Consider the following 20,563-nt stretch of genomic DNA (forward strand, 5'->3'; position numbering starts at 1 on the left):
ATGACAATGAATACCACGATTAATGCAGCCAACTTGACGGTCGACAGCCCGACCGCGCAGGCAGTCCAGAACCGCGACAATATCTTTCGCATGACCCAGGACGCCGAGAACGCTGTGCTACGCCCGGTCAATACGGGTGCGTGGCCGCATGAGCTGCGCGCTGCATTGGCCGCACGCATCGCGCATCTGAACAACCATGAAGATTTGGCTGCAAAGTATGTCGCGGATGCGGGCGATTACCTGACCTTGGCCGACGTTGAAAGCGATGGCGCGGCGCAGGGTCTTGCAGCGGTGCTGGCTTTTATGGACAAGGTGAGTGTGGACACGCGTAACGTCGCCGCTGCCGATATCACGGAACTGAAGTCCGCAGGCGTTGCCGACCCTGACATCGTGCGGCTTTGCGAATTGAACGCCTTTCTTGCGTATCAAATCCGCGTCATCGCTGGACTACGTCTTATGCAGGAGGTGTCAGCATGAGCCATATAATTACAAAATTTACGCGCAATGTTCCGATCTGGAAGCCTCGCGTTGTGCCAGTCGACCTACAACAGGCGACTGAGGAGCAGCTCACTGCATTGCAGGTGACACCGTCCAACACAAAAGTCTCAGAATATGTTCTGACGTTGGCCCATGACGTGGAAAGCCTCAAAGTACGCTCGCCGCTATTCAACGCGATCATGTATGATAAAGGCGGGATGAGCCGCGCCGAGCGTGAATTGGGCGCGCTTGCGGCGTCGATGGTTAACAAATGCATCTATTGCGCTGCCGTACATGCCGCGCGTCACGCACAGTTGGAGAAATCCAAAGAGGTGACCGACCGGCTATTTCATGATGGCGCGCAAGCTGACCTGTCGCCGCGCAATCGGGCAATCTTTGATTTTGCCGTGGCACTGTCGCAAAGTCCGCTGACCTCCGACACTCTCCATATGCGCGCGTTACATGATGCTGGACTGGACGAGGCAGAGATCCTGGATTTGGTCCTGTCGACTGCGCTTTTTGGCTGGGCAAATCGCCTAATGCATGTTTTGGGCGATCCCGTCCGCGAAGAGTCTGAGTGACTTATCTAATTTAACGGATTTTTATCCGCTATGTTGACGGATGCACAATGAGGCCCTAACGTCGTCTCATTACAATACCAAACAACGGGAGTATTTAGGTTTGCGTAAGAAAATCGGATTGGCAGGCGCAGGCTCTGTCGCGTTTGGTACGGCGGCATTGCTGCACGATGCGGGACATGATCCCATGCTGTGGTCGCCCTCGGGTGAGAGCACAACCGAACTGGCGCAGGGTGCGGCACTGACCGCGACTGGTGCGCTTGAAGCTACATTCAAGCCACGCATCGCAGCCGATGCTGCCGAACTGGCACGCCAAAACGACGTCCTGATGATCGTCCTGCCCGGCTATGGGCATAAGGTCGTACTGGACGCGCTGGCCAACCATATTGAATCCCGTCACCAAATCATCATCTCGTCGCATGCCTCGTTGGGTGCCGTCTATCTGGCGCAATTGCTAGCCGCACGCGGCATCACTGTGCCTATTACTGCATGGGGCACCACTATTTGCACCGGCCGCCGCCAATCGGGAACTGAAGTTCTCGTCAACACGATCCGCAGCATGGTCGATCTGTGCACGGTCCCCCAAGATCGTACAGACGAAGCGCTAGCACTGTGTTGCGATCTGTTTGGTGATCGGTTCCAATCGCGCGACGGACTACTGGCAATTTCATTGTCGAACCTGAATCCGCAGAACCACATGGGTATCGCTCTGGGCAATATCACAAGGATGGAGCGCGGCGAAAGCTGGAGCCAAGGCCAAAACGTCACTCCCGCCGTGGGCCGTCTGCTCGAAGAGCTGGACGCCGAGCGGCAGGCCATCGCGCAGGCGCTGGGGCTTGAGGTCAGAACGATTTTCGAGCATTTCCACCTATCCTTTCATGTGCCGATTGCGTCAATCTCGGAAATGAACCAGCAAATGCATGAGCAGGGCAACGGCGGCACCGGCCCGGCCACGAGCGACAGTCGCTATGTCACCGAGGACGTGCCCTACGGGCTGGTCCTGACTGCGGCGCTGGGGCGGTTGGCGGGCCACCGGGCTGTCCTGCACGAGGCAGGTATCAGCATTTTCTCGGCCATGTACGGGCGGGATTTCGAGCAGGAAAATGAATTACTCAAAGCGCTTGACCTCAAACGCTATAGTCTTGACGATCTAAAGCAGGCCGCCTGCACTGGACTGCTTTTTGACCCGCAGAACGCCTGACATCTACCCAAGGACCAACAAAAACAAAAAGATAAAAACTGACAAGGAGAGAAAAGATGACTAAATCAAATTTCGACCGCCGCCGTTTTCTGGGGACCGCTGCGGCCAGTGGCGCGCTACTAGCTTCGCCCGTCTATTTGCGCCGTAGCGCCGCCCAGACGGGTGGAGAAGTCAACATCTGGACGTATAATGATTTTGTCCCCGAGGATTTCCGCGTACAATTCGAGAAAGATACCGGAATCAAGGTCAACGTCCGTCTGGTCGACGACCAAGGTAAGCAGTTCAACCTGCTGTCCGCCGAGCAGCCGAACCCAACCGTGGACATCATAACAGTCGCAGGCCACCGCTTCCTTCAGTTTATTGAAAACGATATGCTGGCACCGCTAGACACTGGCCGATTGACCAACTGGGATCGTATCAACCCTGCCTTCTCGGAATCCGACTGGTCGACGATCAATGACAACAAGTGGGGCGCGCCAATCGTATCGGGCATGAATGTGCTGTCGTATAACACCGACTATGTTACCGAAGATGAAGCCCAGACTTGGGACACGCTGTTCAGCGAAAAGTTCCGCGGTCAGACCGCGTATATTATTCAGGACATGCTTTCCATTGTTATGCTTATGAAAGGCTATGACGCCAACTTCATCGAATATGGCGACGATCACGCGCGCGCCGCCGAAATTATGGCCGAAGTACAGCAGTTCATGATCGATAATAAACCGCTGGTACGTAAATACTACGACGGTAGCGCCGAATTCCAGCAGATGATGGTGAACCAAGACATCGTTCTAGGTCATTCGTGGAACGGCCCGGCTGCGGCTTTGATCAATGACGGTTTCCCGTTGGCGATGAGTATCCCGCAAGAAGGCTCTTACGGGTTTGTCTATACGTTAAACGTCGCCAACAATGCGCCGAACGCCGACAATGCCTATACTTTCCTCGATGCCATTTTGTCCTCGCCTGAAATTGGCGCGGCCATGAGCAGAAAGTCGGGCTTCATCTCGACCTACAAGGACGCTTCGCAATATCTGACCGATCTCGAGAAGAAATCGACCAGCTTTCCTGATGAGCAGTTGGCCACCATGCGTTTCCTTCGCACCGAGGAAAACGATTTGAAGTTTGGCCTGATGGACCCCGCAGTTGAGGCCATCAAGGCGGCCTGACCTGCAACGCACGGAACCTGCTCTGCCGTTCGCGGAGCAGGGCAACCAGCGATCCGAGAAAGATAACCATATGAAAAACGACTTATCAGCGGCGGAAGATCCGTCAGACATGACGAGCGAGGCGTCCAATCGAACATTTTGGGGCGGGTTGGCTAATTGGGGACCGTATCAGTCATTAATGGCGCTGGTCACGGCGTCACCCCGGCGACAATTTCTGTTTCTTGCGATTTTTCCGCTCCTCTGGGTCCTGTCCCAGCATCTGGGGCCAATGTTGCAGATGCTCAGGGTATCACTTACCGACGCATATCCGGTTGCACCGGGAGTGGAACAGCATTTCACGCTGGACAACTATATTCGTTTCTTCGGAGATAGCATCTTCTGGATGCCGTTCTTCCGTACGCTGGCCTTTGCTGGGGTTTTCACCTTTTGCACACTGATCATTACCTATCCGGTGGCTTATTTTCTGGCACGCCATGTCAGTCGCAGCAATCAGATGTTGTTTTTACTACTGCTTTTGATTCCGTTTTGGGTGGGTGAAATCGTACGAACCTACGCGATCATGATCCTGCTGGGCAATACCGGCGCGGTGAACATGCTGCTCAAGTTCCTTGGCCTGATTGAACGGCCGATCCCCTTCATGTACACTAGTTTTTCCATGGGTATTGGCATCGTCTACCTGACCGCGCTCTACATGCTGCTGCCGCTTTATTCGGCTTTGGAGAAGTTGCCCAAGAGCATGAACGAGGCCGCTGCCGATCTGGGTGCGGGGCCGTGGACCCGGTTTCGACGGATATCTTTACCAATGACAATCGAGGGGATTTCCTCGGGCTGCACACTGGTTTTCTTGATTTCTACTGGATTTTACGCCACGCCCGTTTTGCTGGGTGGGCCGTCGACTACGGTGTTTTCCGAAACTATTGCGGGCTTCTTCCACGTAGCGGGGAATGAGTGGCCTACCGGAGCGGCCTTTGCGACGGTAATGTTCTTGGCCGCCCTAATCATAACCGCGACGTTCCAGAAGTTAATGAACTCACTCCGCAAGGGAGATCGCAAATGAACAATCGTGTCGAAATGTTCCGCGGCAATCGGATACTCTTGGCCTGCATCTACTGGGTCTTCGTTCTTTATATTTTTGTACCGCTGATCCTGATGATCGTGATGGGCTTTAAGGACAGCAACTTTATCGGGTTTCCGATCCAGTCATGGACGTTAGGCTGGTATACGGGCATCTTTGCCGATGCGCAGATCTTGTCCACTTTTGGCTACTCAGTGGCTATTGCTGTGCTCTCAACGCTAATTTCGATCTTTGTAGGTACCTGGATCGCAGTATTGCTGGAGGGGCGCCGCTTCATCGGCCGTATGGCGGTCTTCGGATTAGCCGTTCTACCAGCGCTGGTACCGGGAATCATCTCTGCAATCGCGTTCCGCATCTACGCCCGCTATCTTGGCATCGAGCCAGGCATGGGTGCCATCGTCTGGGCACACGCGGTGCACAACGTGCCATTCGTCGTGCTCGTGGTCATGGCGCGCCTGTCGACCATGCCAAAAAGCCAGATTGATGCAGCGCGCGACCTTGGTGCCGACCCGCTGATCACCTTCGTCCGGATCACACTACCTTATCTGATACCCGCGATCGTCGGTGCGTCTATCTTCTGTCTGTTGCTGTCATTCGACGATTTTGTCCGCTCATTCTTCTTGGGTGGCTATGAGCCGACACTGCCAGTGCTGATTTTTTCCAAACTACGTTCGGGTATGAGTCCGGAAATTAACGCCATCGCAACAGTTGCGCTATTTATGACTGCCGCCATCGGCATCTGGGCCGAACGCTTTACCCGCCGCATGAACAAGGAATCCTGAGCTATGAACAACCAGACACCGCTTGTCCGCATCGAAGGGCTATCCAAGCACTTCGGCAAGACCGTTGCATTGGAAAACCTGTCGCTGGACATCGCACAAGGCGAGTTTGTGACCTTTCTCGGACCTTCGGGTTGCGGCAAATCCACGACACTACGCATCCTCGGCGGATTCGAGCGCCCATCCGCTGGCCGGGTGATCCTAAACGGCGAGGATGTGACCAATCAGCCACCAGAAAAACGCCATGTAAATATGGTGTTTCAGGATTATGCGCTATTCCCGCACATGACCGTTGCGCAGAACGTATCTTTCGGACTGGAGCTGAAGGGCATGAGCAAGGCAAATATCAAACGCCGCTCGGAAGAGATTATGTCCTTTCTTGAACTTATCGCTTTTGGCGACCGCTATCCCGCGCAACTCTCAGGCGGACAGCGGCAGCGTGTGGCGCTGGCACGTGCACTAGCCCCCGATCCGGCGCTCTTGCTGCTGGACGAACCCTTGGGCGCCCTTGATGCAAAACTGCGCGGCCAAGTCCAGCAGGAGTTAAAGTCGATCCAACGGCGCACCAACAAGACCTTCTTTTTCGTGACCCACGACCAAGAAGAGGCGCTGACCATGTCCGACCGGATCGTGGTCATGAATAAAGGCCGGATCGAACAGGACGGTACCCCCGAAGACTTGTATTTCCGTCCCGCTACCCGTTTCGTTGCCGAGTTCATCGGCGAAACCAACCTATTGTCAGGCGTGATGCGTGGCACCGAGGGCGACAAAGTGGTGATGGACTGGGAAGGCATAACTCTTCTGGGCAAAGCGCCTGTGGGTCTTCCTGTCGCTGGACAGCCAATCACCGCGTCAGTGCGGTTAGAGAAACTGAGCATCAGCGTTGAACGGCCGCAGACAGCCAATGCGGTGCAGGGACGCGTCGTTGGCAGAACCTTCCTAGGCTCTCGCATGGCGATTCAGATCGCAGTCGGCGAGAAAGGGGCGCTACTCAAAGCTTATGTGGATGCTGAAACCGGCCAGTCGATCGGCAGCGATACTATTTGGGTCAGCTGGGAGGCGGACAACATGGCCTTGCTAACGGACTGAGCCGGAATCAAAACACGGCTCTTGGACAAACCACTATGACTGCCATTGGGTGTGCGGCGTTATTCAAGGATGAGGCTGCCGCCTCAATGGAAGTTAGTGCATTCACTGATTATGCAAATGCTAGAATGGTATATAACTCGCCTTCAATCTGCGGGCCCTAATAGCTTGTGTGCTTACTCTTGATGAATTTGTTTCGTCACATTTTTATTGATATGAGTAGCGTTATAAAGCCAAGGATTATGATGCTTATGCATCGTCCTCGCACTTCGTTGAATTGGACACAAATTTCTACACCGACCGCAAAAGCATTGGACTTGTCGCGGTTTGATGCCGCTTCTTTGATAATACTTACTGCAACAAAGGAGATGGACTGTGGGACAGAAATGAACAGACGAATTTAGGCAAGATGCGGTGCGGATTGCGCTAACCAGTGGATGGAATGTGAAGCAATCCCCGAAGGGATCTTCGCAAGCCAAAAGCCTTGAGGTTTACGTTCATCTACTGCCCGGCAGCCAAAACGCAATTTAGGTAAGAGTGGGGATGGTGATTTGACGCTTTTTAAGCAGAAGCTTGAGCTGGAAGACACCTGCAGCAGTGTTCTAATAAAGGATGCTGGAGACAATATGATGAGGCATCTAATCTAAATTCAACAAGAGCAGTGGATCTTTTAGCGTGCCACTATTTAGCCATTGAACACCATCATTGACATTTGCGTAATTATGCCATCAGACTCCCCGCTGAGAGCTAAGAGAGCCAACATCCGATGTATCTCTTTCGAGAAAGCTGCATGCAATGTTCATGCGCCATCTTTGGATTGAATGTCGCATGACAAAAACAGCCCAGTTATTAATCAGGGCAATGATGTCGAAAATTGAAATAAGAAGGGATTAGATCCATGAATAGACGGACCATCTGGGGCATTCTGGCAGGAACAGTGGTTTCCTTCGGAGCACAGGCAAGCGCACAGGAATTGACTTTAGGGCAAGCTATCGAAAGCCTTAATCTAAGCGAACTTGCTGCAACGTATAGTGTCGAAAAAACTGAAGCCGCCACACACGGCAAAAGCACATCACAAGGCGATGCGCTACTGATTGATATGGGCGTTCTCATGGTTGGGGATCTGGCCGATCCTGCAACAGTTTCGATGAAATTGGACCACTTCGTTACCGATCAACTCGATCTGTCTGAACACTACCTAGGCAACGTGTCGGATCGCAACATCGTTGAGCGTATAATGATGGAGTGGGAAGAGTCGACGGTCATTCAGGACGAGGATGTATTGGCGACACTCAACGGCCTCATTTTAAGCGGATATACGACAGGGTATAATGTTCTTAATACCGACGACCTGTCCAAATTTGATCCTAATTTGATGCTGCGTTACGGGCATAGCAGTATCGAACATGCAGTTCAGCTGCTTTATCTGATGAAAAGTGAAGGGTTTGATCCAAAAGTTCAGTTCATACCAAAATCCTCTGCGTTCATATTTCTGCCAGAGTGGGGCGAACCACCTTCCAGTGTTGTCACATTTGAAAACGGCCTGATGATAAATGTCATGGTCGAGTATAATATCGACTTTCAGTTTGAGACAACCGAGCGTCGGCAAGCGTTTATGGATTTGATTGACACATTTGCGAAAAAGGATTCCGCAGATGAGCCAGGGCTGATTATCGATTCTTGGTGGCAGCCTTTCTATCGCTCATACACTGCGATGGACCGATATGAGCCGATCAGTGAAAACATTCTGACCATTGGTGAGTATCAAGCAGACTTGGCGGCATTGACCGAGACCGCCGCGGAAAGGGCGACACAATTTCGATCCGTGTCCGAGATCGACTCTGTTGAAACCGTTGAGGTTTGGGTGAACCCCGCCTTCTTCCGTTACATGAACGGCGACTTTAAATAGCAGCGAACAATTGGAGCCTTCTTTTTCAATCCTGCTTCTATGCCCGCCCCTCGATCAAACAATATTGCCACAGGGGCGGGCTCAAACCAAATAACCTATCTCGGGTATTCCGAACATCATTAGACCTATTTGATTAAACGCTTTGTGACAATCTTGACGCCTTACGCAGTTTTACAAGACACGTATGGGCGGTCGGGCCCTGTGCAAGTTTTGACGTGCCTTTGTCCAGTGTTAAAACATTCGGATTTCCATTCAAACACATCCCCGCCACTTCAGTAGATGGTTTGAACCACGCGCCGGTACTGATTTGCACAACGCCACGGCGCAGGGCATCGTCGACCACAGCACTGCAAAGGCAAGCACCACGCCCATTATAGACCTCCAAAGTGTTGCCAGTTTCAATGCGGCGATCGGAGGCATCCAGCGGGTTCAGGCGCAACGGCTCAAAGCCGTTCACCTTGTCATTTTGGCTAAAGGGACCGTGGTCAAGCTGCGAATGTAGCTTGTTTCCGGGTTGGTTCGAGATGAGATGCAGCTCGCCTGAAACAGCGTCGCCAAGCCATTCAAACGGTTCCATCCACGTCGGATGTGGTGGGCAGTCGTCGTAATTATAAGTGGCAATATCCGCGCACCAAATCTCAATTTTACCGCTTTTCGTGGGAATCGGGTGCGCCTCTGGGTCGGCACGAAATTGGTCAAACATGACATTTGGAACGTGGGGGGTGTCTACCTTATGCCAGCGTTGGCTGCGCAATTGGTCGAAATCGGGCAACGCGACCCCAACCTCTGCTGCAATTTTCCGGCTTTTAGTGTAAAGATGCCTCTGCCATTCATCGGCGCTGCGCCCTTCGGTAAACGCTTGTTCTTGCCCCAATTTGCGCGCAAGTTCGCGGAATATTTCGAAGTCATCTTTCGCAAGCGCGGGCGCTTCAGACACAACCTCCATTGCAATCACATAAGGGTCGCGGCCCCCCATGCTGATATCCTGCCGCTCAAGTGGATTGGTCGAGGGCAGCACAATGTCGGCGTGCATAGCAGTCGCGGTCCAACACCAGTCGTTCACAATCACAGTGCTTGGCTTCTTCCATGCTTCGCGGAAGCGGTTCAAATCCTGGTGGTGGTGAAACGGGTTACCACCCGTCCACCAAATCATCTCGATGTCGGGGTACACTAACGTTTGACCGTTGTAGTCAACCTGCCCTCCCGGACTCTCTAGCATGTCGCAAATACGCGCAACAGGAATGAAGGTTTTGATCGGATTTTTGCCTTGCGGCATTGCAGCATAATTTAAGCTGTTGTTCTCCAAGCCCATTGAATTGACAGCAGAATACCCCAAGCCAAAACCGCCGCCCGGTAAACCAATCTGACCCAGCATGGCCGCGAGCGTGATCGTCGCCCAAAACGGTTGTTCGCCGTGGTCTTGCCGCGTGAGTGACCAGCTTGCAGAAATCATAGTGCGGCTTTTGTGCATTCGTCGGGCAAGATCAATTATGGTCTGTTCATCGATATCACATATCTCTGCGGCCCAAGCGGCAGTTTTGGGGACCCCGTCCGAGATCCCCGATAGATAGTCGGCAAAGCGGTCAAACCCGACAGTATAGCGCTCCAAAAACACCGCATCGTGCAGACCCTCGTTCAATAAGCAATGACACAGTGCAAGGATCATCGCCACATCGGTCGAAGGTCTGGGCGCGATCCACTCTGCCTCAATTTCACTGATAGCATCATCACGCAAAGGCGATACATTCACAAATGTGACCCCTTTGGCATGGGCGTCTCGCATTGCTTCGCGTTGGCGGTGACGGCCAACACCGCCCTGCGCGATCTGCCCGTTTTTGGCAGGTAGTCCACCAAATGCAACAAATAATTCCGTGTTATCAATAATACTTTGCCAATCGGTCGTATCGGCGGCAGCGACCCAAAACCCACCTATAACATGACCTGAAATCACCTCTCCTGCAGCAAGACTGTAGGTATTCAACGAACTGGTATAACCGCCGTTGATATTCAGAAACCTGCGCATGTGACCCTGTGCATGATGAAAACGGCCTGCGCTGGACCAACCGTAGGAGCCGGCATAAATCGCCTCATTGCCATGCTCTGATGTCACTCGGGTCAACTCATCCGCGATAAGCGTGCACACCTCACCCCATGAAACAGGGATAAACTCGTCCGAACCACGCTTTCCACGGCTGCGGCCCTTCGGGTCTTCCAGCCACCCTTTTCGGACCATGGGCGACGTGATGCGCGTGGGTCCATCCAGCACACCGAAATACCCCTGACCGATCCCAGACGGGTCACTATCTTCTTCAAACGGATGCAACGCACGCAGCGTTTTACCATCTGTTTCAGCACGGTACGTGCCCCAATGCATTGCGGTGAGAGGCCATGACGATTTTTTCAAGCTAGAAAGGCCTTTGTTCTTTTGATACTAATCATCCGCGAGCAGCGCCGCTGCGATAGCGGAGCAAGTTGCTAGGTGGGTTGTGAACCCAGCTTTAATCGCAGCGCGTGTTGCATCGGTTTTATCTGCGCCCGAAGCGGCAAGAAGGCCCAGTTCTTTTCCCTGTAGCTCGGCTATAGTTGTACCGATGATACGGTCGTCGATCTCTCCTGGAATTGGGTTTCCATCGCGATCAATAAAACGGCCACAAATCACAGCAGCAGCCCCATTTTTGATGTATGCCGCCAAAGTTTTCTGGCTAACTACGCCACTTTTAACAACATGACTGTTCATGCTGACGGACCCCGCCGCAAAGATAATTTTGTTGCACTCGCGCACTGCGCGTAGCTGTTCCGCAATGACCGGCTCCTGCCGCAACATTGCCGCCAATTCACGGCTTTCAAGCAAAAGCGGCGCATGTAAGTTGATGCAATTTGCCGAGAATTTTTCCGCAAGGTTTGCCGAACAAATTTCAGCTGCAAAGCCTAACGGCGTTGCACGCGACCCAACCAGTTGCACGACATCCAAATCCGGTATCATCACTTTTTCAACTGCCGTCGAAATCTGATAGACAGTCTCGCCCCAAGAAACACCAAGTCTATCCCCCGGCTCCAAGAGTTCAGGAAGCCAGTCGGCAGCAACACGCGCCACCCGTCTGAGATTTGCGGCTGCACTGTCGGCCACGCTTGGCACCACAAGAACATCAACCAATCCGAATTTGGCCTTGAGGTCTTCCGCAATTTTGCGGTCCCGAAAAACGTCCGTTTGTAAGGAAACGCGCACATAGCCATTCGCACGGGCCTGCGCCAAATAATTGACAACGGTACTGCGTGACAGCCCAAGGTGGCTCGCAATCTCTGCTTGGCTCATGTCGTCGTGGAAATAACACCATGCCGCTTCGATAACTTGCTGCTCTATACGCGATTGCGCTACGCTGGGGGACTTGGCAATATTAGCTTGCATGCTGGGATGCCCTGCTCTTGAACACGAGCATTAATACGACGATTGCCAGAACATAGGGCAAGCTCTCGGTCAATTGTTGGGGTAAACCAAGGCCTTGCATACGAAAGCCCAAGGCATCTACAAAACCGAACAAAATGGCCGTCGGCAAAATCCATGGCAATCTTGCGCTACACATCATCACAATCACCAAAGCGATCCAGCCACGCCCCGCGCTCATGCCTTCGGTATAAAGCGTCACATTCGAGATCGAAAGTTGTGCGCCACCCAAAGCACAAAGTATCCCGCAAGCGATCAATGCAGACATTTTCATCATATTGGGCGACACGCCAACTGTGCGCATCGCCACTGCATTCTGCCCCGCCGCACGAAGCCGCAGCCCGTACTTATGGTTCTTCAAGAACCAATGGACCGCAAAAACCATGAATACCGCGAACCAAACAAGGATCGACTGCCCCGAAAAGAAATCACCGATGATCGGGATATCCGCGATCGGTCCAAGGTCGATACGCGGCAGTTGCACAATACGCGGATCGTCAAACTGACCTGACACGCCGAAAATTTGTCCGATTAAAAATGCCGTCAACCCGATCGCCAGCACGTTAAACCCGATACTGACGATAATATGATCCCCGCCACGGGTTACGCCGAAATACGAAAAAACGAGCCCTGAGAGGGCACCCGCGACTATCGCCAAGCCGAGCCCGCCCATCGCACTCCCCGTATAATAAGTCCCGACCACGGCCGCAAACGCGCCAATCAACATCATGCCCTCAAGCGCAATGTTGAATACGTTCGCCCGTTCGCAAAGTGCACTGCCAATCGCGGCTAGCAGGACTGGGGTCACGAGCCGCGGAATTGATTCAATAATCGCACTATCAAAAAATATCATGATTTTCCTCCCCTGCCGCTTCCAGAGAGCATTTTACCCGCAACGCCTGATAAATAGAGAACGATGACGGCTTGGATGATTTGGCCAACTTCGCGTGGGATACCAACGGACCGCTCCATGCCAATTGCGCCAGTAGCGAGTGCGGCAAAGAAAAAAGCGGTCAGCGGCGTGACCCAAGGAATGATCGCAGCCATCAGCACCGCAGCAATCCCTGTCCATGCATAAAGCGGCGCCGTGAGCATGCCATCGATGTACCGCTGGTTCAAACCAAACACCGCAACAAACCCCGTCATCCCTGCAATCGCGCCACTTATCATCAATGTCCGGTAATAGAGTTTCGCAGTCGGAAATCCGGAGGCTTGCGCGAATTGAAAGCTATAACCCTGCATTCGCACCCGGTAGCCAAAAACAGAGGTCCGTTCTAGGACAATGACCAGCAATGCGGTGCCACCGATTAACAGGATACCGTAGTCCAAAATTGTGCCCGTAAACCGTGGCAACGCCGCCTCGCCCATGATCCGGAACGATTGCGTTGCCCCACTGTTCACGTCACGAAACGGATGCGACACAAAATATGACGCAATATATGACGCGGGATAGTTCAGCAAAAGCGACCCGATCAATAGCGGCACATGGGTCGTTCGCTGGATCAAACCTGCAAGAACGGCCCAACTTGCCGCGACGGTCATCGCCGCAAGCAACGCGGCAATTGCCACAACCAATGGCGGCGCCGGCAAGTAAACTCCAACAAGCGCCGCAGTTAGTCCACCAAGCACAAGTTGGCCCTCTGCCCCGATGTTCAAAAGACCCGCGCGGAATGAAACAAGCACCGACATCGCCAAGCCAAGCAAAATAGAAAAGCGGCTTAGGGTTGAATACAAGTTAAAGTTATTGCGGCCACCAAACGCTCCGTTCACAAAGGCCAAAACGGCTTCGCGCGTAGGTCCAAAGGCAAGCAAGATCAGGATCCCGAAAGTCACAAACCCAAGCGGCACGAGGAAAAGGCGGAGCGATTTGCTCATTGCACACGGTCCTTGTGTTGTCCCGACATCGCAGCCCCTACGGCGATTGAATCAAGCTCATTGCGTTCAAAAATGGTCGTCAGCTTACCGTCGAAAACAACGCCAACCCGATCGCTCAAAGCAAAAAGCTCTTCAAGGTCGTTACTGATCAGCACAATTGCGCAGCCATCTTTCGCGAGCTGTAAAATCTGTTTGTGGATAAACGTGATCGCCCCAACATCAACCCCCCAACACGGGTTTTCAACAACGAGAAATTTGGGCGTTGCCGACAACTCGCGCGCGACAACAATCTTTTGCTGGTTTCCACCTGAAAGATTGCCCGCTGTTTGGGTTGCAGACGGAGTGCGGATATCAAAGCGCTCAATCAATGCGCGACTGAATTCGCGTATATTTTGTTTCTTCAGGATACCCTTGCCAGAAAATTCCTCGGTGCCTTCTCGTCCTGAAATCAGGTTTTCAGAGACGGTGCCGTGCAAAGCCAGCCCCATAGCCATACGGTCTTCCGCCATGTAACCTAGACCAGCTTTGCGCCGCTCAGATACATCAAGGCCCGATATGTCACGCCCTTTAAACATGATCTGACCACGCGCCGGTTCCAAGCCGACCAAGGCATTTGCAAGCTCCTTTTGTCCGTTTCCAGACACGCCCGCGACGCCAAAAATCTCTCCGACCCTGACATCAAATGATACACCTGACAGTGCGGGTTTTCCCTGCCGACGGGTCACAGTCAGGTCTTTCACACTGACGGAAATTTCAGGTGTCATGACATTGCGCTTGGCAATCACATCGATTTTATCACCAACCATAAGCTCGGCCAATTCGGTCTTATTTGTGGCGTTGCAATCGCGCTCCGCGATAAGCTTCCCGCGGCGCATCACCAAAATACGATCCGCATTTTGCATCACTTCATCCAGCTTATGCGTAATCAAAACAATTGAAGTCCCCTGCGCGCGCAATCGGGCCAGCATTTTATACAGTGCAATGCTTTCTTGTGGTGTCAGGACTGCCGTAGGTTCATCCAAAATAACCACTGACGCCCCACGATACAGCAGCTTCACAATCTCGAGTTGTTGGCGTGCATCAACGGGCAATTCTGAAACTTTGCGATCAAGGTTTAACGCAAAATCAAATTCGCCAATGATTTTTTCCGCTCGCGCCCTGTGATCATTCAAAGGGATAAGCCCGCTTACACCCGTATCCTCTTGACCAACAATAATATTTTCTAAAACGGTGAGGTCCGGATAAAGCATAAAATGCTGATGAACCATACCAAATCCGGCTGCAATCGCATCACGAGCAGACCGCATTTTCTGTGGTTTGCCTGCGATTTCAATACTCCCTGCGTCAGGGTCCAAAAGGCCGAACAGAATGCTCATCGTCGTGGTTTTACCGGCGCCATTTTCGCCGATAAGCGCCAGAAACTCACCCTGTCGTACCTCGAATGAAACATCTTGCAGGGCCTTTGTTGACCCAAATGACTTGGATATGCCAATCAGCCGACAAACCGGCGGCCCTGATGCTTTATTCGTTTCCAAACTTTTCCCCTAACGCAGCGACTACTCAACAATGCTCGCTTAGTTTGCCATCAACGGGTCATCAACCACAATTTCACCAGAGATGATCTGCTCAGATAATGCTAGAATTTGCGCAGTGAGCTCGGCATCTTCAGCAATGAGGCAGCCGCTGTCGGCAAGCGCATCACCACCAAGAACGGCCATTGCACTCATGCCACCTTCAGCCAAACCATATGATGCGAAACTTGCCTCCGCGCCGCCTTCAATTGCCGCTACGGATTGTAAAATTGCCTGATCGACGCGCTTTAACGCAACATCATACATCGTACCAGGCGCGATTTCACACAGGTTGGTATCGACGCTCATTGTCTTAAAGCCGCTCTCGGCCGCCGCTTCAAATACGCCAAACGATCCTCCCGCTGCTGCTGAATAAATGATGTCGGCACCAGCTGCATTTAGCGTCAGGGCCTGCTCTTTTGCGCGGACCGGATCGGAGAAAGGGTTCTGGCCACCGACCCAGCGCGTTTCCACCTTAATATCCGCATTGGTATGGTTAACGCCCGCAGCAAATCCATCGGTAAAACGGTGCATAAAAGGAATGTCGATCGGACCGATAACTCCGACAGTACCCGTCTGTGTCTTCAAGGCAGCGATTGCGCCCATTAGGAACGAAGACTCGTGCTCGCGAAATACTGCACAATGGATGTTTGCAGCGCGGTCACCTTCTGGACAGGCATCAACTAACAGAAATTGTGTGTCTGGCGCCGTTGGCGCGACTTCCATAACGCCATCAACAGCCGAAAAGCTGATTGCGATGACAATGTCAGCACCTTCACTGGCGGCAGCGTACAAGTTTTCCAACACCGCTTGAGGTGCATCACTTTCATAGGTGGCAACAGAGGCACCGATTGCCTCGCCTGCAGCCTCAGCACCATCGCGACCCATAACAAGAAAAGGGTTATTTCCGATTGGATTAGGCGTGACATAAACAATCGACTTGTCCTGCGCCGACACTGTCGAGCCTGCGGCTATAAGCGCAACCGCTATCCCTGAGACGAGTGCATTTCTTGAAATCTTTGCCATTTTGCGTGGCTCCCTGTGTTGATCGCTTCTGAGTTTAGTCCAAAATTCTGTACCCAAAGCAGTATGTCCTTTTTTATACAGGCGACAAGCGGTCGTCATTGAAGCCCACCTATACGGCTGCTTTTCGTCATTTAGTGTCCAAAAGTCAACAGCAATGTCATTTGCACTTTTTCTTGCAATCATGCATTCCGTACTGCTATGACCATACGAGAATCGCACAACCCCAAGAGGGCCGACATGCTTAAAAATCAAATTTCAGAATCCGTTCAGGCCATCCGCGACCTGACCGACTGCACACCCGAAATCGCCCTTACATTAGGGTCGGGCCTCGGCCCATTAGCTGATCAAATTGACGGTGTCTCGATTCCTTACTCCGAAATACCAAACTTTCCAGTATCCACGGTCACGGGTCATGACGGCAAATTACTGGTCGGGACGCTCTTTGGTCGGACTTGCGTGGCCATGCGAGGCCGTGTGCACATGTACGAAGGGTATTCAGCCCAAGAGGTGTCCTTCCCAATGCGGGTCATGGCGTCACTTGGCGCGCATACGGCGATCATCACAAATGCGGCGGGCGGTATGCGCGCGGATATGAAAGTCGGCGATCTGGTCGCCATTGAAGACCATCTATCCCTTGCCACGGCATGTGGACACGATCCATTGCGCGGCGAAAACGATCCTGAACTTGGCGAACGGTTTGTCTCGATGAACCAAGCATATGACCCCGCACTTATCGACCTTGCGCAGTCCCTTGCACCGGACATTTTGCGCGGCGTGTACGGCCACGCAATCGGGCCAAGCTTTGAGCCCCCCGCGCTTATTCGCCTGATGCAATTGGCGGGCATTGATCTTGTCGGCATGTCGACCGTGCCAGAGGTAATTGTTGCGCGCCATATGGGGCTTAAGGTTTTTGCACTCTCGGCAGTAACAAATATCGCCGTGAGCAGCGTCTCGGACGCCCATATCACCAACGAAGCCGAGGTCTGGGATTCGATCAAAATCATTGAGCCCAAGCTATTAGCCCTGATGAAATCCCTCATCCCCGCCTTACCAGTCAAACCCAGCTAACCGATGCAAGTTGATACACTCATCAAAAACGGCACCGTTTTGACGATGGATGACACTTATACCTGCCATGAAGCAGGTTTTGTCACCATTAAAAACGGGTTGATCACACAGGTCAGCAGTGGTCCGGTGGACGACGACATTGTCGCGGACACAGTAATCGATGCGCAAGGCGGGATAATTCTACCGGGGTTCATTAACACCCATTGTCACGCCGCAATGACCCTGTTTCGCGGGCTTGCTGATAACACAAATCTCGACCAGTTCCTGCAAACCGTCTGGGGCGCAGAGGCGGCACATATCGATCCGGCTTCCGTTGAAACCGGATCGACGTTGGGCATCGCGGAAATGGCGTTGGGCGGCATAACGCACTTTCTCGACATGTATTGGTACCCCGACGCGACCATTAACGCGGCCAAACACATTGGCGTTGGGATCACCTCTGGACCGCCCATGATCAACGTTGAAGGCATTGACGGGCTGTCATGGGACGATCGGATTACATTTACTAAATCATTTTTGGCACGCTATGCGGATGATGAAGCGGTACAGCCCATGCTGGTGCCGCACGGTTGCTACACGTTGGATGCCGATAAACTGGCGCAGATCGCAGAACTTGCGCAAAACGCAGATTGCGGCTTGCATATCCACGCAGCCGAGGCCGCATGGGAAATGGACCTGGTTCAAAACGCCTACGGTACTACGCCAATCCGCGCTTTAGAGGCCGCAGGTCTCCTCAAACAACCTATGCTCTTAGCCCATGCGGTGCACCTAGATGACGCTGAAATCGCAATACTGCGTGACGCAAACACTGCCATCTCGCATTGCCCGCTTTCAAACGCAAAACTTGCGTCTGGTATGGCGCGCATCAGTGATCTGGTCGCGCAGGGTGTAACCGTATCTTTGGGCACCGACGGCGCAGCAAGCGGCAATGATCTCGACATGTTTAAAACCATGCGCATGACCAGCTATTTGCATAATTTGCGCACGGGGACTTCCAACACATTGGCCGCGCGTGACATCGTAAAAATGGCCACTTCTAACGGCGCCAAGGCGCTTGGGCTCTCAAATCGTACGGGGTCGTTGACCGTAGGCAAACAAGCTGACGTCACTGTGGTCGCCATATCGGCACTGCACAACCTTCCCGCATACGACCCCTATTCAACCCTCGTTTACAGCGCAGGACGCGAAGACGTGTCACACGTTTTTGCGCGCGGCACAGCCATTGTTTTAGACGGACACCTGACGGCACCGATACATGCACTCGCCGACGACATTAAGCAGCTGGCAAAAAATATCAAAGAAGGAAACCAAGATGGCATTTCGCGCAATTGAATGGCTGAATGACACACATACACTGCGGCTGATCGACCAGAAAATATTACCGCACGACGTGCAGTATATCGACCTGAAAACGCCTACCGAGATTGCACAGGCAATTTTTGACATGACCGTGCGGGGTGCTCCGGCCATCGGCGTTGCGGCCGCATTCGGGATCTTGCAAGCGGCACGCACACTTAAAGATGCGACAGCCGACAGCATGCAAAAAACCTTGCAACAGGCCGATACCGTCCTGCGTGCATCGCGTCCGACAGCGGTCAACCTGTTTTGGGCGCTCGACCGTATGCAACGGGTCTGGAAAAACGCAACCGACACCAACGCGCTAATTGCCGCATTGGGCGTAGAAGCTTTCGCAATCGAGCAAGAAGACATCGCCGTGAACCGCGCAATTTCAAAACATGCGCTGGAAATCCTGCCGCAAAAGGTGACGTTCTTCCATCACTGCAACACAGGCTCGCTGGCAACTGTTGATCTTGGGACCGCCCTTGGCATCATCCGCAGCGCGCACGAAGCAGGTCACGAAGTTTTCGCATACCTCGACGAAACACGGCCACGGCTTCAGGGCTCGAAACTGTCCTCTTTTGAATTGATGCAATTTGGTGTGCCACACGCGATTGTCGTCGACGGCGCGTCCGCACACATCATGCGCACTAAAAACGTGGATATCGCAGTGGTCGGCTGTGATCGCGTTGCCGCAAATGGTGACACGGCCAATAAAATAGGCACGTATAATCTCGCACTTGCGGCTGCCGACAACAACGTGCCCTTCTATGTGGCCGCGCCGATGTCGACCATCGATTTCACCACACTGTCAGGCGACGACATTGAGATTGAAGAACGCGGCGACAGCGAGATCACCCAGATCAACGGACAGGCCATTGCACCGTTGAATGCGCCTGCGTTCAATCCCGCTTTTGACGTGACCCCCAACCGTCATATCGCAGGGATCATCACCGAATGGGGCATTGCCCGCCCGCCTTTTACACAAAGCCTGCTGGCCATGAAAAACCTGCAAGAAAATGCTCTTAAGGAAGTCGTATGAAAAACGAAAAGTCGACAGCAGACATCGCACTCGGCATCCGCCGACGGGTATTTGAACACGCCATGCGCAACAATGGCGGCTATCTTTCACAGGCCTGCTCGTCAGCCGAACAACTTGCGTGGCTTTACAACGAAGAACTCAACTTGGGCGAACCAACACTGCCCATGATCCCCAAACCATTCGAAGGGGTGCCACACGCAAACAACCCTAACTATCATACCGGCGCAGGTTATAACGGACCGTTTGAACCCAACTTTGATCGGCTCTTCATTGCGCCCGCACACTACGCGCTGGTGGCCTATGCCACCTTGATCGAAACTGGACGCATGGCTGCCGAAGGCCTTGAGATGTTCAACAAAGACGGCTCTTCGGTCGAAATGATCGGTGCAGAACATAGCCCTGGCATGGAAGTACATAACGGGACACTTGGCATCGGACTATCCACCGCAGCGGGCCTCGCGTGGGGGCGCAAAAAGCGCGGCGAAAAAGGACGCGTCTGGGTTTATATGTCCGACGGCGAAGTGCAAGAAGGCCAGACATGGGAAGCCATCCAATGCTGCGCCCACCACCGGATCGACAACGTCAAAGCGATCATGGACGTGAACAATCAGCAATGCGATGGCGCGATGGATAGCGTCATGGAAGTTGGCGATCTCAAATCCAAAATGGAAAGCTTTGGCGCAGTGGTCGTCGAAGTAGATGCGCATAATATCGACGATATCCGTGAGGCGGCAAAGACCAAACACGATGGAAAACCATTAATTATATTGGCAAAATCCAACCCCTTCCACGCGATGCCAATTCTCGAGGAACGGTTCCCACGTCTACATTACGTGCGCTTCAAATCTGAAGATGAACGCGCCCGCATGAATATCTCAATTGCAGAATCGCTGGGCGTTGATCCCATCGATTACGCACACTGATCAGGAG

Annotated in this window: 18 protein-coding genes; 12 read left to right on the top strand and 6 right to left on the bottom strand. The window is 52.9% G+C overall.

The genetic code is table 11. The features are described from left to right. From ACXLHR_RS17710 to ACXLHR_RS17745, 8 genes are all read left to right on the top strand, one after another. The gene (locus tag ACXLHR_RS17710; protein WP_458792791.1) at window positions 1-477 is read left to right on the top strand and encodes a hypothetical protein; all 477 of its coding nucleotides are present in this window, start codon (window positions 1-3) and stop codon (window positions 475-477) included. Continuing rightward, window positions 474-1,058: a peroxidase-related enzyme gene (locus ACXLHR_RS17715; RefSeq protein ID WP_458792792.1), complete on the top strand. Its 585-nt coding sequence runs from the start codon at window positions 474-476 to the stop codon at window positions 1,056-1,058. Before ACXLHR_RS17710 ends, ACXLHR_RS17715 begins: the two co-directional genes overlap by 4 nt. Window positions 1,059-1,158: 100 nt before the next feature. Then, window positions 1,159-2,256 carry an NAD/NADP octopine/nopaline dehydrogenase family protein gene (locus tag ACXLHR_RS17720; protein ID WP_458792793.1) on the top strand — a complete coding sequence of 366 codons (1,098 nt, stop codon included), beginning with the start codon at window positions 1,159-1,161 and terminating at the stop codon, window positions 2,254-2,256. A 56-nt stretch (window positions 2,257-2,312) separates the two neighbouring features. Next, window positions 2,313-3,422 carry an ABC transporter substrate-binding protein gene (locus tag ACXLHR_RS17725; RefSeq protein ID WP_458792794.1) on the top strand — a complete coding sequence of 370 codons (1,110 nt, stop codon included), beginning with the start codon at window positions 2,313-2,315 and terminating at the stop codon, window positions 3,420-3,422. A 70-nt stretch (window positions 3,423-3,492) separates the two neighbouring features. Then, window positions 3,493-4,479 carry an ABC transporter permease gene (locus tag ACXLHR_RS17730; RefSeq protein WP_458792795.1) on the top strand — a complete coding sequence of 329 codons (987 nt, stop codon included), beginning with the start codon at window positions 3,493-3,495 and terminating at the stop codon, window positions 4,477-4,479. Window positions 4,480-4,493: 14 nt separating this feature from the next. Next, entirely contained in the window at window positions 4,494-5,279 is a 786-nt protein-coding gene (locus ACXLHR_RS17735) for an ABC transporter permease (RefSeq protein ID WP_458792917.1), read from the top strand. Between the two features lie 3 nt (window positions 5,280-5,282). Continuing rightward, complete coding sequence (locus ACXLHR_RS17740; protein WP_458792796.1) at window positions 5,283-6,365, top strand: ABC transporter ATP-binding protein; 1,083 nt, start codon at window positions 5,283-5,285, stop codon at window positions 6,363-6,365. A gap of 895 nt (window positions 6,366-7,260) precedes the next feature. Further along, window positions 7,261-8,271 carry a hypothetical protein gene (locus ACXLHR_RS17745; RefSeq protein ID WP_458792797.1) on the top strand — a complete coding sequence of 337 codons (1,011 nt, stop codon included), beginning with the start codon at window positions 7,261-7,263 and terminating at the stop codon, window positions 8,269-8,271. A gap of 133 nt (window positions 8,272-8,404) precedes the next feature. On the opposite strand, the gene ACXLHR_RS17750 is transcribed toward ACXLHR_RS17745, so the two are convergent. From ACXLHR_RS17750 to ACXLHR_RS17775, 6 genes are read right to left on the bottom strand one after another with little or no spacing between them, the layout of a single operon-like run. After that, window positions 8,405-10,675 (bottom strand): molybdopterin-dependent oxidoreductase, encoded by a 2,271-nt coding sequence (locus ACXLHR_RS17750; RefSeq protein WP_458792798.1) that lies wholly within the window; start codon window positions 10,673-10,675, stop codon window positions 8,405-8,407. 27 nt (window positions 10,676-10,702) lie between these two features. Further along, window positions 10,703-11,677, bottom strand: a complete 975-nt coding sequence (locus tag ACXLHR_RS17755) for a sugar-binding transcriptional regulator (protein ID WP_458792799.1) — start codon at window positions 11,675-11,677, stop codon at window positions 10,703-10,705. Beyond that, entirely contained in the window at window positions 11,667-12,566 is a 900-nt protein-coding gene (locus tag ACXLHR_RS17760) for an ABC transporter permease (RefSeq protein WP_458792800.1), read from the bottom strand. The genes ACXLHR_RS17755 and ACXLHR_RS17760 overlap by 11 nt, the downstream gene beginning before the upstream one ends. Next, window positions 12,563-13,588: an ABC transporter permease gene (locus ACXLHR_RS17765; RefSeq protein ID WP_458792801.1), complete on the bottom strand. Its 1,026-nt coding sequence runs from the start codon at window positions 13,586-13,588 to the stop codon at window positions 12,563-12,565. The genes ACXLHR_RS17760 and ACXLHR_RS17765 overlap by 4 nt, the downstream gene beginning before the upstream one ends. Next, a complete protein-coding gene (locus ACXLHR_RS17770) occupies window positions 13,585-15,123 on the bottom strand; it encodes an ABC transporter ATP-binding protein (protein WP_458792802.1) in 1,539 nt (512 codons plus the stop codon). The genes ACXLHR_RS17765 and ACXLHR_RS17770 overlap by 4 nt, the downstream gene beginning before the upstream one ends. Before the next feature lie 39 nt (window positions 15,124-15,162). Further along, on the bottom strand, window positions 15,163-16,368 hold the full coding sequence (locus ACXLHR_RS17775; RefSeq protein WP_458792803.1) for a BMP family lipoprotein: 1,206 nt from the start codon (window positions 16,366-16,368) through the stop codon (window positions 15,163-15,165). Window positions 16,369-16,422: 54 nt separating this feature from the next. On the opposite strand from ACXLHR_RS17775, the gene ACXLHR_RS17780 reads away from it, so the two are divergent. From ACXLHR_RS17780 to ACXLHR_RS17795, 4 genes are read left to right on the top strand one after another with little or no spacing between them, the layout of a single operon-like run. Further along, window positions 16,423-17,253 (top strand): purine-nucleoside phosphorylase, encoded by an 831-nt coding sequence (locus tag ACXLHR_RS17780; RefSeq protein WP_458792804.1) that lies wholly within the window; start codon window positions 16,423-16,425, stop codon window positions 17,251-17,253. A gap of 3 nt (window positions 17,254-17,256) precedes the next feature. Further along, window positions 17,257-18,585, top strand: coding sequence for an amidohydrolase family protein (locus tag ACXLHR_RS17785; RefSeq protein ID WP_458792805.1), 1,329 nt, complete (start codon window positions 17,257-17,259; stop codon window positions 18,583-18,585). Next, window positions 18,566-19,633, top strand: coding sequence for an S-methyl-5-thioribose-1-phosphate isomerase (mtnA, locus tag ACXLHR_RS17790; protein ID WP_458792806.1), 1,068 nt, complete (start codon window positions 18,566-18,568; stop codon window positions 19,631-19,633). The genes ACXLHR_RS17785 and mtnA overlap by 20 nt, the downstream gene beginning before the upstream one ends. Beyond that, window positions 19,630-20,556 carry a transketolase gene (locus ACXLHR_RS17795; protein ID WP_458792807.1) on the top strand — a complete coding sequence of 309 codons (927 nt, stop codon included), beginning with the start codon at window positions 19,630-19,632 and terminating at the stop codon, window positions 20,554-20,556. The genes mtnA and ACXLHR_RS17795 overlap by 4 nt, the downstream gene beginning before the upstream one ends. Window positions 20,557-20,563 lie beyond the last annotated feature (7 nt).

This window comes from Yoonia sp. MH D7 (genome assembly GCF_054439475.1).

Coding starts and splice junctions, on each gene's coding strand:
- ACXLHR_RS17735 (WP_458792917.1), top strand. CDS start 4,494: ATGTTCCGCGGCAATCGGATACTCTTGGCCTGCATCTACTGGGTCTTC.
- ACXLHR_RS17760 (WP_458792800.1), bottom strand. CDS start 12,566: ATGATATTTTTTGATAGTGCGATTATTGAATCAATTCCGCGGCTCGTG.
- ACXLHR_RS17780 (WP_458792804.1), top strand. CDS start 16,423: ATGCTTAAAAATCAAATTTCAGAATCCGTTCAGGCCATCCGCGACCTG.
- ACXLHR_RS17795 (WP_458792807.1), top strand. CDS start 19,630: ATGAAAAACGAAAAGTCGACAGCAGACATCGCACTCGGCATCCGCCGA.
- ACXLHR_RS17710 (WP_458792791.1), top strand. CDS start 1: ATGACAATGAATACCACGATTAATGCAGCCAACTTGACGGTCGACAGC.
- ACXLHR_RS17725 (WP_458792794.1), top strand. CDS start 2,313: ATGACTAAATCAAATTTCGACCGCCGCCGTTTTCTGGGGACCGCTGCG.
- mtnA (WP_458792806.1), top strand. CDS start 18,566: ATGGCATTTCGCGCAATTGAATGGCTGAATGACACACATACACTGCGG.
- ACXLHR_RS17740 (WP_458792796.1), top strand. CDS start 5,283: ATGAACAACCAGACACCGCTTGTCCGCATCGAAGGGCTATCCAAGCAC.
- ACXLHR_RS17765 (WP_458792801.1), bottom strand. CDS start 13,588: ATGAGCAAATCGCTCCGCCTTTTCCTCGTGCCGCTTGGGTTTGTGACT.
- ACXLHR_RS17785 (WP_458792805.1), top strand. CDS start 17,257: ATGCAAGTTGATACACTCATCAAAAACGGCACCGTTTTGACGATGGAT.
- ACXLHR_RS17755 (WP_458792799.1), bottom strand. CDS start 11,677: ATGCAAGCTAATATTGCCAAGTCCCCCAGCGTAGCGCAATCGCGTATA.
- ACXLHR_RS17745 (WP_458792797.1), top strand. CDS start 7,261: ATGAATAGACGGACCATCTGGGGCATTCTGGCAGGAACAGTGGTTTCC.
- ACXLHR_RS17775 (WP_458792803.1), bottom strand. CDS start 16,368: ATGATTGCAAGAAAAAGTGCAAATGACATTGCTGTTGACTTTTGGACA.
- ACXLHR_RS17715 (WP_458792792.1), top strand. CDS start 474: ATGAGCCATATAATTACAAAATTTACGCGCAATGTTCCGATCTGGAAG.
- ACXLHR_RS17730 (WP_458792795.1), top strand. CDS start 3,493: ATGAAAAACGACTTATCAGCGGCGGAAGATCCGTCAGACATGACGAGC.